19 protein-coding genes and 1 tRNA gene are annotated in these 23,831 nt (G+C 47.2%); 3 read left to right on the forward strand and 17 right to left on the reverse strand.

What is annotated here, in order from left to right:
• Positions 1-9: 9 nt before the first annotated feature.
• The 4 genes from AC534G_RS19850 to AC534G_RS19865 form a co-directional block, all read right to left on the reverse strand.
• Positions 10-1,503, reverse strand: coding sequence for a glycoside hydrolase family 32 protein (locus tag AC534G_RS19850; protein WP_110498684.1), 1,494 nt, complete (start codon positions 1,501-1,503; stop codon positions 10-12).
• A gap of 14 nt (positions 1,504-1,517) precedes the next feature.
• On the reverse strand, positions 1,518-2,807 hold the full coding sequence (locus AC534G_RS19855; RefSeq protein ID WP_110498685.1) for an OmpG porin family protein: 1,290 nt from the start codon (positions 2,805-2,807) through the stop codon (positions 1,518-1,520).
• A 98-nt stretch (positions 2,808-2,905) separates the two neighbouring features.
• A complete protein-coding gene (locus AC534G_RS19860; protein ID WP_110498686.1) occupies positions 2,906-4,339 on the reverse strand; it encodes a glycoside hydrolase family 32 protein in 1,434 nt (477 codons plus the stop codon).
• A gap of 19 nt (positions 4,340-4,358) precedes the next feature.
• Positions 4,359-5,597 (reverse strand): MFS transporter, encoded by a 1,239-nt coding sequence (locus AC534G_RS19865; RefSeq protein WP_110498687.1) that lies wholly within the window; start codon positions 5,595-5,597, stop codon positions 4,359-4,361.
• A gap of 265 nt (positions 5,598-5,862) precedes the next feature.
• On the opposite strand from AC534G_RS19865, the gene AC534G_RS19870 reads away from it, so the two are divergent.
• Together AC534G_RS19870 and AC534G_RS19875 are read left to right on the forward strand one after the other, a co-directional pair.
• Positions 5,863-6,858 (forward strand): LacI family DNA-binding transcriptional regulator, encoded by a 996-nt coding sequence (locus tag AC534G_RS19870; protein ID WP_110498688.1) that lies wholly within the window; start codon positions 5,863-5,865, stop codon positions 6,856-6,858.
• Positions 6,859-6,940: 82 nt separating this feature from the next.
• Positions 6,941-7,333, forward strand: a complete 393-nt coding sequence (locus AC534G_RS19875) for a VOC family protein (protein WP_110498689.1) — start codon at positions 6,941-6,943, stop codon at positions 7,331-7,333.
• Between the two features lie 156 nt (positions 7,334-7,489).
• Here the strand turns inward: AC534G_RS19875 and AC534G_RS19880 are convergent.
• From AC534G_RS19880 to proB, 11 genes are all read right to left on the reverse strand, one after another.
• Positions 7,490-7,565 (reverse strand) — tRNA-Thr (locus tag AC534G_RS19880).
• A 203-nt stretch (positions 7,566-7,768) separates the two neighbouring features.
• Complete coding sequence (locus AC534G_RS19885; RefSeq protein WP_110498690.1) at positions 7,769-8,233, reverse strand: methyltransferase family protein; 465 nt, start codon at positions 8,231-8,233, stop codon at positions 7,769-7,771.
• Positions 8,234-8,351: 118 nt separating this feature from the next.
• A complete protein-coding gene (locus tag AC534G_RS19890) occupies positions 8,352-9,800 on the reverse strand; it encodes an EAL domain-containing protein (RefSeq protein ID WP_110498691.1) in 1,449 nt (482 codons plus the stop codon).
• 701 nt (positions 9,801-10,501) lie between these two features.
• On the reverse strand, positions 10,502-11,200 hold the full coding sequence (locus AC534G_RS19895; protein ID WP_038637713.1) for an EcpB family pilus assembly chaperone: 699 nt from the start codon (positions 11,198-11,200) through the stop codon (positions 10,502-10,504).
• Positions 11,197-12,813 carry a fimbrial adhesin EcpD family protein gene (locus tag AC534G_RS19900; RefSeq protein ID WP_069323875.1) on the reverse strand — a complete coding sequence of 539 codons (1,617 nt, stop codon included), beginning with the start codon at positions 12,811-12,813 and terminating at the stop codon, positions 11,197-11,199. Before AC534G_RS19900 ends, AC534G_RS19895 begins: the two co-directional genes overlap by 4 nt.
• A gap of 4 nt (positions 12,814-12,817) precedes the next feature.
• Positions 12,818-15,310, reverse strand: a complete 2,493-nt coding sequence (locus tag AC534G_RS19905; protein ID WP_110498851.1) for a CS1-pili formation C-terminal domain-containing protein — start codon at positions 15,308-15,310, stop codon at positions 12,818-12,820.
• Between the two features lie 57 nt (positions 15,311-15,367).
• Positions 15,368-16,045, reverse strand: coding sequence for an EcpB family pilus assembly chaperone (locus AC534G_RS19910; RefSeq protein ID WP_110498692.1), 678 nt, complete (start codon positions 16,043-16,045; stop codon positions 15,368-15,370).
• 53 nt (positions 16,046-16,098) lie between these two features.
• Complete coding sequence (gene ecpA / locus AC534G_RS19915) at positions 16,099-16,680, reverse strand: common pilus major fimbrillin subunit EcpA (RefSeq protein ID WP_110498693.1); 582 nt, start codon at positions 16,678-16,680, stop codon at positions 16,099-16,101.
• 596 nt (positions 16,681-17,276) lie between these two features.
• The gene (locus AC534G_RS19920; protein ID WP_038637701.1) at positions 17,277-17,996 is read right to left on the reverse strand and encodes a Crp/Fnr family transcriptional regulator; all 720 of its coding nucleotides are present in this window, start codon (positions 17,994-17,996) and stop codon (positions 17,277-17,279) included.
• Positions 17,997-18,275: 279 nt separating this feature from the next.
• Complete coding sequence (gene proA / locus AC534G_RS19925) at positions 18,276-19,526, reverse strand: glutamate-5-semialdehyde dehydrogenase (protein WP_110498694.1); 1,251 nt, start codon at positions 19,524-19,526, stop codon at positions 18,276-18,278.
• An 11-nt stretch (positions 19,527-19,537) separates the two neighbouring features.
• Positions 19,538-20,641, reverse strand: coding sequence for a glutamate 5-kinase (proB, locus tag AC534G_RS19930; protein ID WP_003031373.1), 1,104 nt, complete (start codon positions 20,639-20,641; stop codon positions 19,538-19,540).
• A 289-nt stretch (positions 20,642-20,930) separates the two neighbouring features.
• On the opposite strand from proB, the gene phoE reads away from it, so the two are divergent.
• Positions 20,931-21,986 carry a phosphoporin PhoE gene (gene phoE, locus AC534G_RS19935; RefSeq protein ID WP_042310379.1) on the forward strand — a complete coding sequence of 352 codons (1,056 nt, stop codon included), beginning with the start codon at positions 20,931-20,933 and terminating at the stop codon, positions 21,984-21,986.
• A 56-nt stretch (positions 21,987-22,042) separates the two neighbouring features.
• Here phoE and crl read toward each other — a convergent pair whose 3' ends face one another.
• The gene (gene crl / locus AC534G_RS19940; RefSeq protein ID WP_110498696.1) at positions 22,043-22,444 is read right to left on the reverse strand and encodes a sigma factor-binding protein Crl; all 402 of its coding nucleotides are present in this window, start codon (positions 22,442-22,444) and stop codon (positions 22,043-22,045) included.
• 57 nt (positions 22,445-22,501) lie between these two features.
• A complete protein-coding gene (frsA, locus tag AC534G_RS19945) occupies positions 22,502-23,746 on the reverse strand; it encodes an esterase FrsA (protein ID WP_038637686.1) in 1,245 nt (414 codons plus the stop codon).
• Positions 23,747-23,831 lie beyond the last annotated feature (85 nt).

Here is a 23,831-nt window from a genome sequence, read left to right on the forward strand (position 1 = left end):
GATATCTCGTTATATTATTTCTTTTATTTTCAATGTGGCGTGAAAATTATCATTTTGTGGCAAACTGATACTCCATGGTTTCTCCGGCATGGAATACATTCGGGTACTGAATGCGGCTTTATTATTTATATAAAAAACAGCAATTGAGTTTTGAATCAGCACACGTAACTCAACTTTTTCATCCAGAGGAACATTTACCCATGATTCCGCATTCGCATGGTGAATAGATGCGAGTGGCGCATTGAAAAAGTAGACCTTGCCTTTGCTCTTATTGAACACAACGTTAAGCTTTGCATCGCTTACTCTGTCGTCAGTCAGACCAAAACTCATCACCATTCCGGCAGAAGGGATATCTACAGTTGCACTTAACTCACCTCGTTTGGGCAGAGGTGGATACACAACAGATTGTAATGGACCAAACTGTGTGGCTGTTTTTATCATTTTACTGCTTGTTAAGCTGGTCACCGGACCGGGGTTATCATTAATGACCCTCTGAAGTTCCTGTGAAAGGATGCTGCTAAGCTGCCCCTGCTTATCTGCGATGAGCTCATGAGCAACCAGATTTCCTGCCCAGTCAATATTGCCATTGTCACTGCTTCCTGCTTTGGTTGGGATCCAACCAAAAACAAACAGGCGATCGTTTTTAAGTACAAGTTTTCCTGCGTAAAACCCCGAGCCATCAACCACATAATTGTCCATCTTTCGCCATGGTCCATCCGGATTATCCGCAACCCGGTACTGGGTCAGGCGTAGTGGCCATTGGTCGCTAAAGCTGAGATACCAACGTCCGTTAAAGAAAACCAGCGTTGGGCATTCCAGGTTAGAGTTACTGGTAATCGTGTCATTATCAAAAAATACACCACGGTCTTCCCAGTTCTTTAAATCGGTTGAACTGTACCGGGCTATGACACCGCGCCCCTCGCTACGCGTGGTAATTAACATCCAGTACTCTTTCTTTTCTGCAACCCAAACAACATGAGGATCCCGGAAGTCATTACCGCGATAATTATCACCTGGCAGAATCGTATCCTGCGGGTGTTTTACCCAGTGAAGGCGATCTTTACTGGTCGCGTGCATAATGGACTCAACCGGGAACACATTTTCATTGTGCGCGGTATACCAGGCATGCCAGGTATTGCCGACTTTAATAATCGAGCCGGTTCCCAATAGCAGTTCAGGATCGTCAACGTCGTTAACGTAGGGAATCACTTCAGAATGGTTCTGGTAGTTATATAAATTGGTGCTCGATAATAAGTGAATAGCATGTACGCCTAAATCGCTACCGCCGCGCACATCATTGAGATAAAAAATATCAAATTCACCATCGTTATAGACAGGCATTGGGTCACCAATAAATGATCCCTCCACCCGGGGGAAAAAATCATTAATATAGCGAATACTTTTATTGTGTAATGTTTCTTTAGAAGGCTGCGACCAGGCTGGCATATTGATAAACGAAAATGCCAACAGAGCGGCAGATACCACTAATATTATTTTTTTCATGTTACACCTGAATATCAGAAGTTATAATTCACGCCAACCACGGTAAAGGGATTCCACGAATGGCCGCTAGAAGTCCAGAGCCCGGTTTCTTTCGTGAATTGTGCTTTGAACTCACCATATAATCTAACTTCACCAAAAACTGGATAACTAATTGTGCCACCAATGAATTTATAACGACCATCATAGAAAACTTCTTTGGCATTGCTGGCATTATCTATTTTGTCCTGGCCGAAACCTAAATACAGGGAGGTTAACAAAGGATACCAGTTTCGCCAGAGTCCAGCCGTCATCTTCCATTCTTCTTCAACAATGTCGCCCCAGCTCTCACGTTCCTGACGGTTATAGTAATAATAAGGCCGCAAATACAGGCCGAGATCGGGATTCACACGGTATTGAATGGCGGGTTCAATTTCAAAAATGTACTGTTCAAGATCGCCATTTCCCGGTTCATTACCCTGCGGCTGATATTCGCCATAGGCGTAACCGGCCAGGCTCCATTTGTTGGTTAGTCGCAGGTCTTGCCAGATTTTGTACCTGTTTTTCCAACGTTTAGTTGCTGTTTCCGAACCAACCATGACCTCCGTACCGATATTACCGCGCCAGGTTTCAAAAATATGGCCGACAAAAAACTCATTGATCGTATTTGTGCCTTTGTAATCCTGATTACTAAATTGTCCTTTATAGCTATCCTCGCGGGCATTCCAGAAGCCAAAGTACCAGTTTGGTAACTCATCATGTCTTAAAAAAGCCTGAATGGTGGCGAGTTTAAATTTTCCGCTATTTTTCTTATTATCACTCCAACGAACATCATCAATTTCTATCTGAGTGCTGATGTTTCCATGCAGGCCACCAGCCTCCATATTACGACCAATACTGTCCCAGTGAACAGGAGGATCTTCCTGTCTTAAACGCAACACGCTGACATCATCAGACTTATCTAAATTATTACTCTTTTTCACCTCAGTTGTTTTATTTTCATTTTCTCGATGCGAGGCTGTCGGCATCGACGAAGTTGCCAGTTTATTTTCTGCCCCTGTAGTAACAGGAGGAGCAGTGACGCTATTGGTCGATTGTTCACCTCCTTTTGTTAGCTGGCCAATATTCTCTTGTGGCGTATCATATTCATCAGAAAAATAGCTTTGATAACTACCGATATAGGTAGCTGGTTGTTCGGTATTATCCTCTGCGATAGCGGGGAATGCCGTAACTGAGGATATCACACAGGCCAGTATTTTTTGTTTTAACACGAACCTTTTGATATTTATCGCGGTAACGCGATAGTGAGGCATTAATATTTCATCCATTTCATTATCTCATTATTCCAGGCAATAACATGCCAGCCTAAGACTGGCAGAAATAAAAGCTCACAAGGTAACAGGTAAGGCGAATCAGGACTAAATTATTACTCTAACGACCAATATCCGGCTTCCTGTAATGAGGCAACACCATGATTCGCAAACAGCGAAAGATCGCGCTGCGCCGGGTGAGGATAAATTCGGCTACTTAAGCATGCCTCACCCTCATTCACAAAAACCTCTACTGATGAGCGGTCGATAAAAATGCGTAATGACAGTACCCCGTCTGCTGGCAACGAAATACTGCGAGTTCCTTCCAGCGAATATTCTGGATAGCGACGCTCCACTATCAGACGTTGGGCCTGATTATCGACGTAAATTCTCAGCCCATCCCCTAATGCCATACCAAACTGTTCCGCTGTAGAGGCGTTTAGATCCCATAGCAGTTGCACCTCGACCGCTTCGGCATCAGCCGTCATAAGGACTTTCTGATTACGCAGGCAACAAGCAGGCGTTGGATAATAGCTGCCACGCAGTTCAGAGACTTCGTCAGCGGGTTTCATTCTCACCCGATGATCATCACCAAGGCTCAGTTCGCGCGGGAGAGACAGCATGCCTGCCCAGCCGTCCTGCTGTTCGGGCATCGGTGATTCCCACATATCCAACCAACCGATAACAATGCGGCGATTATCCGGGGTCAGAAAACTTTGCGGAGCATAAAAGTCGTGACCATGGTCCAGTTCAATGAATTGTCCGTCATGGGTGAATTGTTGACCGGGCTGCCATTCCCCGAGTAAATAGCCACTCTGAAAAAGGTTGCGATGCTGATAACCTTTCGCCGCGATCCCTTGCGGAGAAAACATCAGAATCCGCTTCCCTCCCAGAGTAAAGAAATCAGGACATTCCCACATATAGCCCTTCCCCTCATCAGCCTCAGCGAATATCCCTTCGTCTTGCCATTTGCGGAGATCGGATGAACTATACAGACGCACCTGTCCCGTATTCTCCACTCGGGAACCGACCACCATGTACCAGCAATTCCCTTCACGCCAGACCTTCGGGTCACGAAAATGATGCAGTCCAGGGGGCGTATCAATCACCATCCCATGTCGCTCAAAATGGATACCGTCACGGCTGGTGGCCAGACACTGCACCTGGTAGAGATTGTCGTCTGTGTCTGGCGAACCGTGAAATTTATGTCCGGTATAAATCAGCGCCAGCATATCGCCATCCACCACGGCGGAGCCGGAGAAACAACCATCCACATCAGCCGGACCTTCTGGCGCCAGCGCGACTGGCAGATGCTCCCAGTGCACCAAATCTTTGCTGCGGGCATGTCCCCAGTGCATTGGCCCCCATTCAGGAGAATAAGGGTGATGTTGATAAAACGCGTGGTACCAACCGTCAAACCAAACCAGGCCGTTAGGGTCGTTCATCCAGCCTGCGCGAGCAGCGAGGTGATACCGTGGATACCATCGCGGATTAATACTGGATTGTGCTTTTTCAAGCGTCTGTTCGGCTTGTTCTAATAAGGATGTCATCGTCTTTACTCTCAGTACATTACACAGCGTTTTGCTGCAGAAAGGATGGCTCAGATGAAGACTTATTTGAGCGCAAAAGGAAAATTGAAATGAACGTGGTGCAGAACACCATAATGCCCATGATTAGATAGGACTGGGCGAAGCCAAATTTCTCATAGCTAAAGCCTGCCAGCGGGGATAAAACGGTGCCAATAATGGAACTGGTGCAGGCGAATCCCACCAGATAAATCGTGGAGGACAGACGTTTGTCGAAATTCAGACTGTTGTATTTAAAAATAGCGACTAACAATATCGGTAGTTCAACAGCGTGAAGTAATTTAGTAATGGAAATAAGCAGCGGCCCTTCCACCAGCCCGGAAGCGATCATACGCATCGCCATCACCATTCCGGCGAATATCAGACCATTTTTAGCGCCAATGCGATTAACCAACCAGGGCGCACAAAACATGCCTGCCGCCTCCAGAAAAACCTGGAAAGAGTTTAAATAGCCAAACATCTCATTCCCTTCTCTTAATGACGGGAACTGTGAAGAGAAATAGACCGGAAATTGCTGATCGTAAACGCCGTATATACAGGTGCCGACCACGAAGAATATCAACGCCCAAAAACGTGGCAGAGTAAGCAAATTCAGCGCATCTTCCAGAGAGACTTTTTTAGCGCCGATTTCGAGTTTTTCCATGCTTGCCGGAGCCGCAACTTTTAAACGGGCCAACAGACAGAAGAAGATAATCCCGGAGCAAGAAGCCACCAGGAAATTAAGGTCAGGGTTAATGTTAAACAGTAGCCCGGCAAAAAAGGTAGCCACAGCCCAGCCCAGAGACCCCCACATACGTGCCCGACCAAACTCAAAGGTACTCTGACGCGCAACGCGCTCGGTGTAGGACTCCAAAACGCCGATACCGCCGTTAAATGTCAGACCGATAAACAAACCACCGAAAACACTTCCCAGCAAGATATTAATACTCAGCAAATAGCTAAATAACAAATAAGCGGGTCCGGAAAGGATCAAAAGCGCGGTGATGCACCACAACAGATGTTTACGCAAGCCAAGTCGGTCCTGAACAAAGCCATAACAAACCTGAGCGAAGAGTGCCGAGACGGATAGCACGGAAAAGATAATTCCGGTTTCCGACGCTTTTAGTCCCACTTCCTGATGAAGCCAAATAGAGAGAAGTGAACTTGATGAGGACCAGGTCACAAAGAAAAAGAACAGCAGCGCGCTGAGCAGCAGATAGCTGCGAGAAGATCTTTTATTCATCTACGTAATCTCAGGGAAATGACATACTGAGATGGTAACGTTAACATTTTGCCGGTACACTTGATTTTGACGCGATAATCGATGTTAATCACAAAAGTTAACGTTAACATTTTTGTGCTCGGATCAAGATCACATTTTTTATCGTCGCTTGCCATTCATCGGGGTTCGATGTCTGGAATAAATATTTGTCTTTGTTCACAACCCGTTAATAGATGGATTGCGTACAATATCTGGATTGGGTAGTTAGTTTCTTTAATGGAAGACTATGGCATCTTTAAAAGATGTGGCCAGACTGGCCAATGTATCGCTAATGACCGTGTCTCGGGTGCTGAACGATCCGAAACGTGTGAAGCCTGAAACCCTGTCCCGGGTACAGGAGGCTATTTTACAGCTCAATTATGTACCGGACCTCTCTGCCCGGCAGGTTCGTCGTGTCGGTTCCAGAAATAAAACGATTGGCGTGCTCGCGTTGGATACCGTCACAACCCCTTTTTCAGTCGACATTACGTTGTCTATCGAGGAAACCGCGCGCGCGTACGGCTGGAATAGCTTCGTGGTTAACATGTTTGCCGATGATAATCCTGACGATATTGTCGATCTGCTGCTCGCACACCGACCCGGAGGGATCATTTTCACCACGATGGGATTGCGTGAGGTGAACGTCCCTTCCAGGCTACTGAAGCACCCTTGCGTTCTGGCCAACTGCGAGAACAAGGGAGAAGCAGTTGCCAGCTATATTCCCAATGATGAACAAGGGCAATATACGGCAGTGCAGGCGCTATTAGCAGCGGGATACCGTCGCCCTCTTTGCCTGCATTTACCTGTCAACCATCTGGCGACGCGACGCCGCCGTCAGGGGCTCGATCGCGCCTGCCGTGAAGCCAATATTAATCCTGACGCGCTCGAACACTGTTATATGCAATATGGCGATGAACACTATCGTGATATTCCGGACATTTTGCTGAGATATATTGATCGGGGGATACCGCAATTTGATTCGGTAATTTGTGGCAATGACCGTATCGCATTTATGGTATATCAAACGCTGTTAACACAGGGGATTCGCATCCCACAGGACATTGCTGTTCTTGGGTATGATAATCTCGTTGGGATCGGAAATTTGTTCTTACCCCCGCTTTCCACAGTCCAGTTACCGCATTATGAGATTGGGCGTTTAAGTACGTTGCACATTATCAACGGCGACAGCCACCGGGAGAAAGTTTTGGTCGACAGTCCCTGGCTGTTACGCGAATCATTCTGAACATGCCAACAGGTTATCCCATCTATGTTACCAAGACGGGATAACCACTGAGCCTCCTGGCATCATGAATATGAGGGACAGTATGTTTTCTTACATTATGTTAGGTACCAACAATCTCCCGCGCGCCATTCAGTTTTACGATCCGCTAATGGAACTGCTTGGGCAACCGCAGGCCGGGCGTAATGAAGAAGGTGCGTCGTGGGGAACATTCAACGGCAACCACACCGTTGGGCTGTGCATCGGCAGCCCCTTCGATCGACAACCTGCCAGCGTTGGTAATGGCACGATGGTGGCGCTGAATGCACGTTCCGTCGAGCATATTGAGCAGTTACACACCCTCGCACTCAGTCTGGGCGGTACAGATGAAGGCGCGCCGGGTCACAGGCCGCAGTATGGTCAGGGATTTTACAGCGCCTACGTACGCGATCCGGACGGCAACAAGCTCGCGTTTATCTATTACGCGAACGTAGCCTGAAAGACTTTTTATCCGGCAATTCTGTTATCGGTGTGAACTCGACAGTCATAGAACCCAAAAGCAGTTCAAATCTTTACCCCGAGTCGAAAAGTATGCGTGCGGCGCGAGAGGAGAAACGTGGTTTTCTTAAAGGCCGGAGGACGTCCTGGCTTGAAATGGTGCCGATAAGAGGAGTCGAACCTCCGACCTTCGCATTACGAATGCGCTGCTCTACCAACTGAGCTATATCGGCCCTGAAAAGGACATGTCCACGAATGTGAACACGGGGTAGAAGGTTAAAACTAACCGGGCGATGCGTCAATGGCCTTGTGAATCAAACGCCTATTTTTGCATCACCCGGATTCAATTACGCACGAATCGTGTCATCACCAGCTACGGCGGAACGCGCTCAGCGCTTTCCGTGTTCGCGATAGCGCGTTATTGCATCAGACATTTCTATAACCAACGACGAACCCGTTGCTCATAGCGTTCCCATTCCTGCCCGAAATGTTTTCGCAGCTGTTCTTCTTCAAAATCGATATGCAATCTCGCTATCACCAGCATAAATAATGGTACAGCCAGTATCCCGGCGAGGCTGCCGACGTAGAAAGCGAAGGCCAACTGGATTCCGCTCATTCCAAGGTAAATAGGGTTGCGGCTCCAGGCGTAACAACCTTCGGTAACAAGCGTGGTCGTTCTTTCCGTATGAAGCGGGTTCAGCGTCGTGCGTTTCATCCTCATCTGCCACACAGTATGCAGTGCAACCGCCAGACTAACACAGGCCAACAATAGGCTTACGACGATATTCACAGCGCCGAACGTAAAACGCGGGGTCGCCGTCAACGCATCCATGACAAGACATAATACTAAGATGAGCGGTGGCGGAAACCATACTCTTACTTTTGTCAGAAATGTACGCATGGCGAAGGGCTAACCTCAAAACTTTTGTATTGAACATTAATATAGTTATGAATAACCCTTTTAGGATAAACAAACAAACAAACGATGCATCGCTCAGAACAGCAAACCTTCTTGAGATCTAGGTTGAGAAAGTTGAACCAGATACAGGTTCATACAAACTAACAGAGTGCTTGTAATACCGGATAAAATCACTAAATGTCACTGGCGGTAGAAATTGATAGCCTTGCAGGTAATCAACTCTCTGTTTTCCCAGCCATTGCTGTTGAAAATCATGTTCAACGCCCTCCGCCACTACGCGTAGCCCTAAAAGCCCGGAAAGATGAATAATTGACTCAAGCATAGGAATATGTTGCTCAACCTCTTTAATAGCCTTAATGAATGTTTTATCAATCTTGATTACATCCAGGTCTAACTCATTGAGATAACAGAGGTTAGCGTAACCGGTCCCAAAATCATCTAAAGCAAACAGAACGCCTCTGTTTCGTAATGAACGAATAAGCTCTTTGATTGCTGGAGTGATTGTAAGCGTCTGATTTTCAGTTATTTCTATCATCAGTTTTATGGGTAATTTTTGCGTCATTTCCATAAAGTTAAGGCATTCCCAATAAAAGACAGGGTTACTTAAACCTGATGGGCTGACATTAAATGAGACAAATAAAGTGTTGTTGATCCCTAAACCTCCGCCGACGAAATCACGCGCAACGATGGTCATTAAATAGCTGGTCAACTCATTAATCAACCCACTTTTTTCTGCCAATGGAATAAACTCACGCTGAGAAATAGCGTAGTTATGCCCCTGTGGCCAACGAGCCAAAACCTCAACGCCGCAAACATCACCACTGGTATTTACTATGGGTTGAAAATAAGGAATGATTTCTTCATTCCTTATTGCCATGCTCAGTCGGCTAGTATCTGAAACATCATACACCTCATCATAAATCATATTCTCCGCTGTATTTCTTAGCGGTGAACTGTCTTCACGCAAGAAATTATTCCTGGTTAAAAAAATGATTGTTTCATTGAAATGAGAAAATCCGAGCCGAGTGGTAATTTTTTCCCGATATCGATATACTGACTTAATTGTCAGCGAGTTGGCAATACAAAAATCGTGCAATCTTTCTTTAGTGAAAGAAGCATACAACATTTCTTCCTCAAACTCGGTTAAATAAAAAGTAAATAGTGGTGAACCTCTGTTAATTTCGGCTATCTCACCAGGTGCCAATAAATAATCTTTTAACTGAGAGATCACCTTCTCTGATAATTCCCATCCATTAATAAAAACAAACTCTTCATACCCTCGATTAACAGCCTGGTTTTCACTCATCCGAAGAACAATACAGCTCATATTAATGAACTGTGCACTATTTCTCTGGAGCCACTTCCTGACCAGGAATAATGGCAGTCGATTATCAATAACCAACACACAGGATGGATATTGTGGTATGACGGGTTGCGCTCCAGAAATATATGTGCGCGCATCAACCAGTACTAAATTTGGCAAAGACGCTTTTAACCCTGAGAAAAGGAAAATATCATAACTGAGAAGAAAAGCTTTTTTCACATTCATAGTTATCACCAACTTTAATTTATGGCATAGCAGGTCCCTCGTTTTATACACGAGAGCATGTACAACACCTTCAACCTCCAATAATTATAAGGCAGCGCGTGAGTTAACTTTTTCCATAAGTCATCTCATGCAGGTTAGGAATTTATAATCATAACTGTCCATATGAGTATCCCCGTCAAATAGCAAGGTCATTTTAAATATTAAAAAAGGAATATTCCAAATTCCTAAGCAGTACAAACAAACCCACTCACCGTCGCAGCGAGTTAAAATATAAAAGCATAAAATCTAAAAACGACAACATATGTAACTAAAAAAAACATTCTGCCAGAAAAACCATGAGCACATGTTATAATTTTCTTATCCCATAACCATTTCCAGCGATATGGATCACATTTCATTAGAAAAAAAACTGGCCTAACATGAGCTACTCAGTAATATCATCAGGAACATTATCATTTCTTTTTTTGACGATAGCCGCACGACGAATCTTTGATATCACGCTGTTTCAGGCTTTTCCTGGTGGAATCGTACTCAACCTGATCATTAATTATACTTTTCATACAACCTGACTCTTAAATACCGTAATATTGAGTTCGGATGGCCAAAATTTCATCTACTCTGAGCTTATGACTGTATTTTATAAAGATACATACAGTATAGATTCAATATCTCATCATGACATATCCGATCAGATTCAATACTTACTCACGATTGAGTTTGAAGCACCCCTGCCCCACGGGTAGGTATTTCTGCAAGGCAACTATAAATTTTCTGTTTTGTGTTTTTAGTTGGCTACTACGCCAGGTTTCCCCCGGCAACACATAACGCATGGTGGCTTCATCATCGGTTGAGTTGCACCCCTGGTGTACGATGATTTTAAAAAAAGTATTCCCGGTGTTTTTCAGCGTTCCGTTAGCCTCATCAATGGTGTAGGTCAGATTTATTTTTCTCGGGCGAACAACCAGTATAGTGTCCATAGCGATCACCGGGAGAGCCTGTCCGCCTTTTCCTTGATTACGCTCGGTAAACAGCGTGATCGGCATTTCACGAAACAGAATTCTATAATAACGTTCCTTATCATCCTGCGGTCCACGGTAGAAAATCTTAAAAAACTCACTCGCCTGCGGTGCCAGTGAGAAATTCAGCGGTGTAAACAGAAGTTCGCCTTCAGCAATGGCGCTTCTGTTTTCACCTCCCGGCCCCGGCTTATCAATTTTTACGGCGCTAATACTGTACAAATTCTGTTTGTGGCTATCGTTATAGATTCGCTTACTGATAAATGATTTATCCGATGGCATCTCATAGATGGTCGACTCCAGGTAGACAGCCTGTGCAGAGCATGCAGTCAGCCCACAAAAAAAGACAAATGCCCATCTAAGTGCGAAATGGTAGCGATTCATGGCGTGACGCCCACCCAATTCGCCGTCACTTTTATCTCTCCGCTGGCGCTGACGACACCTTCCCAGTCTGCTCCGGAAACGGTTAACAGCGAACGTGAATCATTCATGGGGAAAAGCAACTTCAAATCAGTCGTATAATAGCTTCCATCGTCATTGTTATTTGCATCCCAGGGCGTCTGTTGCCACTGCGCATCGCTCATGCTGATTGGTGCTTCACTGCAGCTATTTCGTTTCTGCATTACGCCCCCCGACTGGCTGTTGTACTGCAGAAAGGCGGGGATTGGGACGGATAGCCCGCCTTGCGTAGAGGTAAACAGGCAATAAGGCACACTATTGATCGTTGTACTATCCCCGATAACCTGGGCGGTAATGCTATCGGCCTGACGAGGGCCTGAGACGGTTACGGTGTAATCCATTTCTATAGGAGCGGCATCGCCAATCGTGCCACTGCCGCTCGCAGAAGCTGTGTTGTCCGAAGAGACAATACTGATTCCATACTCCTTCGGCACAATATTGAGCTGTAACGAAGGGGTAAACTGGTAGTGCCCTGACTCTGGTGTTAAGCCATTATAAAAACCGAAAGTAAACGGCTGACTGTTAGTAATACTGATCCCTGAATCGACGAGATTTTTCAGAAATACTTTCGACAGAAAAATATAAATATACTCCCCGGACGTGGTGAAAACGTTGTAATACGCTGTTGAAGAACCATAGTTATACCAGTTTGAGCCATTTCCGGAGTATCTCACGGTGGCCGCTCCGGGCGTAAAACCAAGCATCGCTGTGTCAACATAAGCGCGAAACGTCAGAGAGGCGGTCAGATTAGCCGTTTGTTGCAGGTTATAACTCACCATCTTGCAAATCACACCGTCTGTGCCGCCCACCACGCCAAGCTCACAATAACCAGAGTCTTTGGTGATGCTCGGCGTTCCGTCGCTGGCAACCCAAAGTTCCTGAAACGCATTAGTCGATTCAAGCGACAGATGCCCGCGTTTGGTCAACGTATAATTAACGTAATTCCATGATCCGGTCGACTGGTCTTTGCAACGCTGTCCGGAAGAATAATCATAATTTACAGACGTATAACAGCGGTTGAATACGTAGGTTTCGCTGCTACCGGTAGACACATTGCGAAAATACTCATAGGCAGTATCCGTCAGAGAGGCGAATCCGTAGGCTCCGCCAACAACGCCTGCGACAGATCCCACCTGTGCATGATAAAACCCGTTATTGTCAGTTCCTTGCCCGGCAATAAACCCGGTCGATGGACACTGGGTTCCACTATAACAACGTATTCCCCGGAAAGGCCCATTAATCGGGGAATTATCAATCCACATATCCTGATAATAATTTCCGGGTGCAGTCCAGCCCACAAAACCTAAATATCCGAGACTGACCTGCGAGGTACCGTATTTTATCCACGTATTTGACCCGCTGAAGCGCGGATCAAGTGCCGATGGGGTAATAAAATATTCACCATCGATAGCATTTTCAATAAACAAATAATTATTGCTGACTGAGCCGGACGAGGAGGCCTTCAAAGCTAAAACAGGCAAAGGCGTAAAGCTTCCGACAGCACAGATTAAAATAGCCAACTTATTTAATACTTTCATTTTATTACCTCTGTGCCATAGTGGTTTGCGTTGCGCATTTCACCTCACCCACCCACGCCGCGCCGCGTGCTTTTTCCAGATCGAGATCGGCTTCACAAACGCTGCCATTGGCTGAAATTAGCGTGATGACCGGATATTTTTTATCAATATCGATAGCAAACTCACCCTTTTCATCGGTACGTGTTTTCCCGATGTGGTTATGAATATCGGTATTTGCAGCTAACTGCCCATCAGGGTAACGAATACGCCCAAACACGGTGACCATGCTTTTCACTTCAGGGTTAATAACACCAACGTTACCCGGATATAGCGTCAGTTCCTGCTTGCGTCCTGAAACAATATCGAAGCTGTCCTCAGAGTTTTTATCATTGAGGATTTCCAGCTTGTACTGGGCATAGGGCGGCAGTGCAATGAAATTTGATTTACCGCTGAGAAGATAATTACGATTGTTAATCTTCGCCGCCAGTTTCCCCTCACCGGTCAAATCTGTTTTCACGATGACACCTGACCGTTGCCTCTCTTTACTCAGACCGAAGTCTTTCCCAGCCCACGCCAGAGAGCCTTGAGAAGAGAAGTTCATATTGGTGGAGTTATCCGCGGAACGCGTGACCGATACGGTACCGGCGTTATATTTCGTGTCATAACTCAAATTGCCGTTTATCGAATAGTTGTTGTCATAATATTGTTCACCACTCAGACGGGTTGACGCCGCCAGGCCGACTGATTTAATGGGGCCTTCAGTATACTGCTTACGCGCGCTGAGATTCCCTTGGGTGCTGCCATAGCGATCCCGGGAGACCCCCATGCTCAACCAGGAAGCCAACGGCAATGATAAATCCAGGCTGACATAACGTTCCTGTCGCCCATCGTCATTTCGGTTGTTGTAGTAATAACGCTGGATCCCGGCACGCAGTCCAACCGAGGCATATCTGCCTGAATAAAGGGTCGTGCTGTAGTCCAGGTTACGGTATTTATTGCCTGAATAGCGATTCTCCGTCTGGCTAACGGTGAGCGAACCGCCATGAGGAATAAACTTTCCGATATTCAGCGTGCCGCCAATGGAATAATTGTCACGTTCCTGCACGGGCAAACGATCGCCAATTTTACTGTCTTCACGCGATGCCCAGAGAGAGCCATACCCCTCAGGCACATTGAGATTAATGTTACTGATGTTTCGCCATGACGAATCGTTCGCCACCAGCGTCTGAGTGCCAATGCTTACGTATTCATTCACATTGAGCGTGACATCCGTTTCATTAACCGCATTGTTGTCAAAACCGTAGAGCGTGGATTTCAGGCCCAGTCCCGACAATACCGCCAGCGTTACCGATGCGGCCCCGCCAGCAATCCATGTCTGCTCGCTGCCCAAATCCTGATAATGGTTTCGCTTATAGCTCACACGATCATAATCCAGTGAGCCGCCAAAAAACTGCCACGAGAGCTGATCAATTCCGGCTCCTTGTTGGCGGGCAAAGATTTTATTTACCCTGCTGATACGACTATTAATTGTCCGGCCATTGACCACGATATCTACCGTGACGTCATAAACTCCATACGGGAAACGACTGGTATCAATTTCATAGCTGCCCATATTAAAGTTCTGTACGCTGAGCAATCGCCCGTCACGAAAGACATGAACCTCGCCAGCGGCTGGCAAAAATACGGTAATCGGCGTGAGCGAAAGCGCGGTGTTTTCAACAACCGTACTTCCTTTATTTCCATAGCTCACACCGTAAATTTTACCGCCGTTCAGCGCATTCAGACTGGCAATAGACTGGACATTCCAGGTATCAAGCATCCCGAGCGCCAGTCGATACCCGTTATAATCGCGTTCATACATCGCCCGATAGAGTTTGCTGGTGCCATTGCTGTCGCCTATACCGTAAAACGAACCGTTAATGTTGATATGGTGCTCACGCAGCGATGTTGTATTGTCTACCGTCAGATAGCTGCGAGTACTGCTGCCGTTGTGATAATCGTTGTAGTAGGTACCAAAGTTATAATTCAGGACATTGGAGAGCGTCTCAACACTGGAAGGCCCAAGCAGACTGCTGCGTGCGACAATCGCTTCAGTTAGCGCATCTTTACTAACAATCATCTCCAGATGAAATGAAGAGACGTTAAGCTGCAGGCGTGCATTAGCCGATAGCTCGATATTGGTATTATCGTGAAACTTCACATCACGAATTTTTTCCACCAATGCGCGGGTTTTTCCAGATAACACGGCATTATTAGGCAATTCAGTAAGCGTCAGGGATTTAACGGTAATATTGCCATCAACAAGCGAAATTACCGCATCGGCAATTTTTTGCTGACTTTTCTCGTCAGTCTCGTTGTAGCGAATATATACCGGTACCGTCATTCCCTGCTCCAGTGAACGGGCGAAAGCGCTGGGAATAACGTAATTACCCACTTTTACTGGGGCTGCATGTGAAAATCCTGGTGTCAGCGCAAGAAAAAGGCAAAAGCTACCGCCGACAATGTTTTTTGTTGTCATATGCATCCTTACATTCCGGTATTTTATTTATCCCGTACAGATGGCTGCAATCGACCATCACTTCACTGTAATAAACTGCTTACCGTGCCAGATACCGATCCGTGAACGGCTATTATTAATATCGGTAAACTGTAATTTTATTTTCGTACCTGGCATAATGTAATAACGTTCGCGACAGCCTCGTCCTCGATCGTGGGCCTTCTCTTTACACGTGCCATAGGCGATCACTCGAAACGAAACATTGCCAGTATTGGTAATAACATCGCCATTCCGGCTATATTCAAAACGCTCCTTTCTCGGCGCAACCACCAAAATAGTTCCAATTTCAGCCGACGCTGTTGCAACCGCCATTTTATTGGCCCGGGTTTCCGCGCTCTCGGTAACCGGTTCATCAATCCATTGCAGACGATAATAACGCTCAACATCATCTGCAGGTCCTTTATAGAAAAAGCGAAATACATCCTTCGCCTGACCAGGAAGAATAAGGTTGGCAGGTGTAGAAAGTAACTCTCCGGAATTAACAGGCTTTATTTCGACTCCGCCAGCTAAAGGTGATGACAATTGTTTTACCGAAACACTGACATAACGCGCCGCATCAGTCGTATTGGTAATTTCTTTCGATAATGAACTCTCAGCAGAAGTCATTATCGATGTAATTTCACCAACATTAATTGCCCATCCGGGAAAAGATACTACTAACCCTACCAACATCGCTGTCGGTAAATATTTTTTCATGACACCATTCCTGATAAATTCGGGAGATAAAATTCTCCCGAATTTTTTATTACTTAGGTAGTCGTCCAGGTTGCATTGAACTGTACTTTTACATCACCAGTCCAATAGCCGTCTGGCAGGGCAGAGTAATCCGTTACTGCCTGGGTACCATCAGAAGTCGCTGACGCGATGGTGAATTTGAAGTTGGATTGATCGCTGACACGAGCAGCACCGTTATAAGCGCCATCAGCCATCAGGCTTTCAAGACCAGAAGTTGAGCTGGAGTTGACCAGGACAGTATCTGAAGAATTAGTCAGCGCGGTGCCATTCCATGCCACTCCTACGTTCAGGGTAGATGCATCACCACTGGCGTTGGTCAGAGTGTTGCTAATGATCTGCGCAGTCAGCTCAAAATCAGTTGCCGTCTCCTGGCCCTGAATAGTCACATCAAAAGCACCGTCCTGAGAGTTGAAGGCATTCAGTCCTTCAGCATACTGGAAAGTCAAAGAGTTTAGCGGGGTGACAACCAACATGCTGGTGGTATCTTTTGTTGCCGTCGCATCCCACGAGGCAGTTGCAGAAGCAGTAACATCTGCCATTGCATTTGCCGCAACAAATACAGAAGCCAGAGAGGTTACTAATAATAGTTTTTTCATTTTTATCTTCTCCTAAGAACAAACTCACCACCGAGTCTTATTATTAAGTCACTCCAGCGGTTCCATTAATTGCGAGCCAGAATTGCCGCGCAAAAAAATTATCATTTGAATTAAGTAACATCTCAACAAACCCTGAAACGCAGAAATTACAAAAGACTAAGAATTTTCTTACACAAATAGTCTTCCAGGAACTTTCCCAAGATATATTTACTCAAAATAAGCCGCATTACAGAATTATTAACCACACAAATAAGTCGAACCAAACAATTCATCTTTTTTATGTTTTTGATAAATATCAAAAAGGTCATACAAATAAAACCCTAATAAAATCCTTACAAAACATAAAGATAATTAAAATATTTATATCTTTTCTAAAATGCTGACTATTTGTTACAACTTTGATAAATTTTCATCTTCACAAGAAAATTCTCATGAAACTTTCGTTTGAAGGGGAATATTCTTATAAACAAAGCAAAAATCTGGAGGATTAATACTCGAATTGATAATTATTTCACACAAATAAAACCAGGAATTTTCCATATAAAAAGAATATTCCTGGTATTGCAAGAAAAAAATCATATTCATAAAAGCGAGAATTAGATGAAGCTTTTCAAACCGAGATAACTATTAAGTGTTACCGTACGTACACGATGTAAGGTAATCAAATCTTGTTGTTCGAGTGATTTTAATGAACGGCTGACGGTTTCAATTTTAAGATCGAGATAATTGGCAATTTCTTCCCGGGAAAAAGGCAATCGAAGCGTCGTTTCCGGTCTGCCAATACGCAAATGCATCTCGTAAAACTCCACCAGGAAAGCGGCGATTCTGGCCTCCGCGTGTTTATTCGCATAACGCCGCAATTTCTCAACAATGAACCCATTATCTCTGCACAGAAACTTGATGACTGCTGCGGCAACTGAAGGATCCTTCTCTGCGACCTTGAACAACCGCGCGATGTCGATATGGCAAACTTCCGCAGTCGTTGCAGCCCTGATGGTGGTCAGATACGTTCTCCCTTCGACAGCATCCAGCGCCATGATATCCCCTGGAACATAAAAGCGGCTGATAAAAACGTTATCGCCACATTCCACGCTGGACTTGCAATACCCCTCATGAATCACAAAAAGCATCTCTGCGGCTTCATCCTGCCGAGCGAGAATCTCACCTGCTTTAAACTTCCTTCTTTTGTCTATTAACTTGTACTCATTATCACGATCAATAGCCGTTCCCTTTGGACACAGCGAACAATGGCGGGGTGGGAACGGATTGCCGAGCGGCACAACAGGAATACTAAGTTTGTGAATATCCGATTTCACGCAACAACTCCTCATAAAAATGAAACTGATTCTAATAGAACAAGCGTTGGGAACAATACGTGAACCGCAGACCAGGAAAATTCATTCCAGACAGGGAAAATTCTGTGCTGGCTTACTTTTCTGGCACAAACGAGAATATGAATAAATATAGTCTGCTGCGGATGATTAAAAACGCAGAGCTGAAACGAACGCGGGTATGGCGAAGAAGGTTAAAACAAACCGGGCGATGCATTACTGGCCTTGCGAATCAAACGCCTGTTTTGCATCACCCGGTTTCAATTACGCGCGAATGGTATCATCTCCGAAGCCAATCCACTTATATGTGGTCAGTGCTTCCAGTCCCATTGGGCCACGCGCGTGCAGTTTTTGCGTACTCACCGCCACTTCAGCCCCCAGTCCAAACTGGGCGCCATCGGTAAAACGGGTGGAAGCATTCACGTATACGGCAGAAGAATCAACTTCATTCACGAAACGGTTGGCGTTGCTGAGCGTGCGCGTCAGGATAGCGTCGGAGTGCTGGGTGCCATGTTCGCGAATGTGCGCGATAGCGCCATCCATATTTTCGACCACCACAACATTCAGATCCAAAGACAGAAACTCGTTATCGAGCTCTTCCGGTTTCAGCGGCACCAGTTTGGCCGGGCCATGCAGTACCTGCATCACGATTTCGTCGCCGTGCAGCGTAACACCGCTTTTCGCCATCTTGTCGCTTAACGCAGGCAGGAAACGCTCAGCGATATCCTGATGCACCAGCAAGGTCTCCACGGTATTGCAGGTGCTCGGACGCTGGGTTTTGGCATTGACGATAATCTTCAGCGCTGGCGCGATTTCAGCAGAATCATCCACATAAATATGACACACGCCAATGCCGCCGGTGATGACCGGGATAGTCGACTGCTCACGACACAGCTTGTGCAGGCCCGCGCCACCGCGCGGGATCAGCATATCGATGTACTTATCCATACGCAGCATTTCAGCGACCAGCGCGCGATCCGGATTGTCGATTGACTGCACCGCTGCTGCGGGTAAACCGCAGGCTTCCAGCGCCTTTTGGATCACCGCCACGGTCGCAGCGTTAGTCCGGTAAGTCTCTTTCCCGCCGCGCAGGATCGCCGCATTACCGGTTTTCAGGCACAGGGAGGCAACATCAACGGTAACGTTAGGACGCGCTTCATAAATCACGCCAATCACGCCCAACGGGACGCGACGACGCTCAAGACGCAGTCCGCTATCCAGCAGGCCCCCGTCAATCACCTGCCCGACAGGGTCAGCAAGATTACACACCTGACGCACGTCGTCAGCAATCGCTTTCAGGCGCGCAGGGGTCAATGCCAGGCGGTCGAGCATTGCTTCGCTCAGACCATTTTCACGCGCCTGTTCTACATCCTGCTTGTTAGCGCTAAGGATACTTTCCCTTTGCGCTTCCAGCTCATCGGCTATTTTTTCCAGCACGCGATTTTTTTCGCGGCTGGAGAGCAGCGCCAGCTTGTATGACGCAGCTTTGGCAGCAATGCCCATTTGTTCCAGCATATGCCTGTTCCTTAACGGGTAATCATGTCGTCGCGATGGACAGCAACCGGGCCGTATTCATAGCCGAGGATGGTGTCAATCTGCTGTGAGTGGTGTCCGGCAATACGGCGGAGCGCGTCGCTGTTATAGCGGGTCACGCCGTGGGCGATATCGCGCCCTTCGAGATTGCAGATACGAATCACTTCACCACGAGAAAAGTTGCCTGTCACGCTTTTAATGCCTTTTGGCAGTAATGAACTGCCACGTTCCAGAATCGCTGCGGTCGCGCCCTCATCGACGGTAATTTCCCCGGCAGGCGGCGCGCCGAAAATCCAGCGTTTACGGTTTTCCAGTGGAGAGGCCTGAGCATGAAAACGCGTTCCAACGGAAACGCCTTCCATCACATCGCCAATCACGCCCGGTTTGCTGCCTGCGGCAATAATGGTGTCGATCCCAGCGCGGCACGCGACATCAGCGGCCTGCAATTTTGTGCCCATACCGCCTGTTCCCAGGCCAGAAACGCTGTCGCCGGCAATGGCGCGCAACGCATCGTCAATACCGTGAACGTCTTTGATCAGCTCCGCCTGCGGATTGGTGCGCGGATCGGCGGTGAAAAGTCCTTGCTGATCGGTCAGCAACAGTAGCTTATCGGCTCCGGCCAGAATTGCCGCCAGCGCCGAGAGATTGTCATTATCGCCGACTTTAATTTCGGCGGTCGCCACCGCGTCATTCTCATTGATGACAGGAACGATGTTGTTGTCCAGCAGCGCGCGTAACGTATCGCGGGCATTGAGGAAGCGCTCACGGTCTTCCATATCCGCACGCGTCAGCAGCATCTGCCCGATATGGATACCGTAAATAGAGAACAGCTGTTCCCACAGTTGAATCAATCGGCTCTGCCCTACCGCTGCCAACAGCTGTTTCGAGGCTATCGTCGCCGGAAGCTCAGGGTAACCAAGATGCTCACGCCCGGCGGCGATCGCGCCTGAGGTAACGATAACAATACGATGCCCTGCGGCATGAAGCTGCGCGCACTGGCGAACCAGTTCTACGATATGGGCGCGGTTCAGGCGGCGCGATCCGCCCGTTAACACACTGGTGCCAAGTTTTACCACCAGCGTCTGGCTGTCACTCATGATTCTCTGCCATTCAAAATTGGGGAAAATGATATCAAACGAACGTTTTAGCAGGACTGGCCCCGGTTGCCAACAGCCAGCGCACAAAGCATGAAATTTTATTGCGCAGGATCAGCAAGCGTAGCGGCAGATTTTGACGCATTTATTACAGAAACATAAAAACACGCTTTTTTAAAAATATTCTTACTTTGTCATAAAACGTTCATTGCCAGACGTTAAAAACCTTCCTGTCTTTTAACGGGGATCACACCCAGTGAATATTAGCGCGTACTTTTAATCAGGAATGAAAATGAAAAAGAGCACTCTGGCATTAGTGGTGATGGGGATTGTGGCGTCGGCATCCGTACAGGCAGCTGAAGTGTATAACAAGAACGGTAATAAACTGGATCTGTATGGCAAAGTTAAAGCCATGCATTACATGACGGATTATGACAGCAAGGACGGCGACCAAAGCTATATCCGTTTAGGCTTTAAGGGCGAAACGCAAATTAATGATGAACTGACGGGTTATGGTCGCTGGGAAGCAGAGTTCGCAGGCAATAAAGCTGAAAGTGATTCCAACCAGCAAAAAACACGTCTGGCCTTTGCCGGTCTGAAATTAAAAAATCTTGGCTCGTTTGATTATGGTCGTAACCTGGGCGCGCTGTACGATGTAGAAGCGTGGACTGATATGTTCCCGGAGTTCGGCGGCGATTCTTCTGCACAGACCGATAACTTTATGACCAAACGCGCCAGCGGCCTGGCGACTTACCGTAACACCGACTTCTTCGGCGTCGTGGATGGCCTGGATCTCACCCTGCAATATCAGGGTAAAAACCAGGACCGCGATGTGAAAAAACAGAACGGCGATGGTTTTGGTACATCCGTTACCTATGACTTTGGCGGTAGCGATTTCGCCGTAAGCGGCGCTTATACCAACTCCGATCGTACCAATCAGCAGAATCTGCAAACTCGCGGTACGGGCGATAAAGCAGAAGCCTGGGCAACGGGTTTAAAATATGATGCTAACGATATCTATATTGCGACGTTCTATTCTGAAACGCGCAATATGACGCCGATTTCCGGTGGCTTCGCCAATAAAACGCAGAACTTCGAAGCGGTTGTTCAATACCAATTTGACTTTGGTCTGCGTCCGTCACTGGGTTATGTGCTGTCAAAAGGTAAAGATATTGAAGGCGTCGGCAATGAGGATCTGGTGAATTATATCGACGTTGGCGCCACGTATTATTTCAACAAAAATATGTCCGCGTTTGTCGATTATAAAATCAACCAGCTGGATAGCGACAATAAACTGGGCATCAACGACGATGATATCGTTGCTGTCGGTATGGTTTATCAGTTCTGATTTAGGATAAAAAATGCCGGATGGGGTTGCGCCGCCATCCGGCATTTTACTGTTCATTATGCGGTTAATTTAACCGGCTCATCTTTAAAATCGTCAGCAGGCTCCAGCGCCAAATCCAGCGACGTTAACAACCCACGTAATTTTTCATGAAACTCACGTAAGGTGTATTCCAGTCGCTCTACCACTTCAGTCTCTTTCACCGGCACCGCCGTCCAGTTGCCATCTTTATCAAACAAACCAAACTGATAGCTGTAGGTAAAGCGTTTTTCCTGCGCCTCAAGCTCCATCCACCAGCCCCAGAACTCGCGTTTCTCAGGGGCGGGGTTCACGTTGACGCAAACAGCCAAACAATCGAAAAAAAAGCGATTATCTTCGCACTGCCCTTCCCGGATGTACGGGCCAAGCGCGGTGAATTTCTTGATCAATCTACTTTTCGGATGCCCACTCGGTAACGTCATTACGATCTCCTTAGGTGAAGCCCCTGTTTTACCAAATCGATAAAATTTAGCAAACTTTTAACACAATCTCTGATTGATCCACTTAGTTATTTCTTGCAGTCCTTTGTCAAAATTGCGATACACCGGGTTGAATGGAATCTCCAGCAGCTTACCGTCAGAAGATGACGAGGTGATTAAACGCGACTCCTCTTCGGGGCTAAATGGGTCGTTTTTCCAGAAGCCCGACAGCATTGGCGTCGGGCAGCGTCGACCGAGCAGTCCCTGCACTTTTAATGAATAGCGATTAAGCTCTACGCGCAGCGCTTCATCGGAAGCGTCGTGCATCCCCAGGCGGCTGGCCAGAACGTCAAGATACATTTCCGGGACGCTTGCCTGACGCTGCGGGTCACTCAGCAGCGCATGCACAACCGGTCCCAGGCAGGCCACCGCCTTCAGCCGTGACGACTCCAGATACGCCAGGCGTACCGCTACGTTAGCGCCAAAACGGAAACCGAAGGCCGCCACGCGGGTGTGATCCACCCACGGGACATTAGGCAGCGCCTTTAATACATGCTGATGCAGCAGGCTGGAATCCTGAGTCAGTTTCCATTTTGATGAGAATCCGACCGACGGCATATCCAGCGTCAACATGGCAATACCGCGCGGAGCAAAGTAGCGCTCATACAGCGTGTAGTAGTCCGTTTGCATGGAATCGAGACCGCCGCACATCAGTACCGTCGGGAACGGACCATCGCCTTTTGGCATATGCAGGAAGCCGGTTATCGGCGCGCCGCCAGCGACCGCAAATTCCATCTCACGCAGCGTGCCCGGCAGCCGTTGAGCGGCTTCTTCATAGGCGCGATTAGCCAGAGCCTGCGCCTGCTCTGCCAGCTCATCGCCTTTCAGATGCGGATAAGCGGCAATGTTGTACAGCGTAGAGGCATGCAGCCAGTGGCGTCCGCTTAACTGCGGATCCTCCTCCATAGACGCTTTCTGTTGCCATTCCATCGCCTGCTTTGCCCACTCATAGATCCAGTTCCCGCCACGATAGCCAATGACCGTATCGTAGAGCTCTTTATCCGTACGTTCGGCTTCGCTCATCACGATACGCGCCTGTACTTCGAGGATTTCACGCGGATCGATGCCGCGCCAGATCCACATCAGACGATTCACCATGCGATACCAGTGCGGGATTGTTTTGCCATCCAGGGCAGATTGTACGGACGGCTGCGCGCCGTGATTAAAACGACGAACCAGCGTAGACGTTTCAGGGTGTTTGAAGCGGGGTTTGAACAGGACTTCGCTGAGGTTAGCTTGTGACATTCTTGCAGCCTCCATGAATACTCATTAAGGCATAGTGTAACCTGATGGGGATTAATAAAGAACAACGCCCGGCATAGCCAGGCGT

It is taken from the genome of Citrobacter sp. CRE-46 (genome assembly GCF_059615875.1).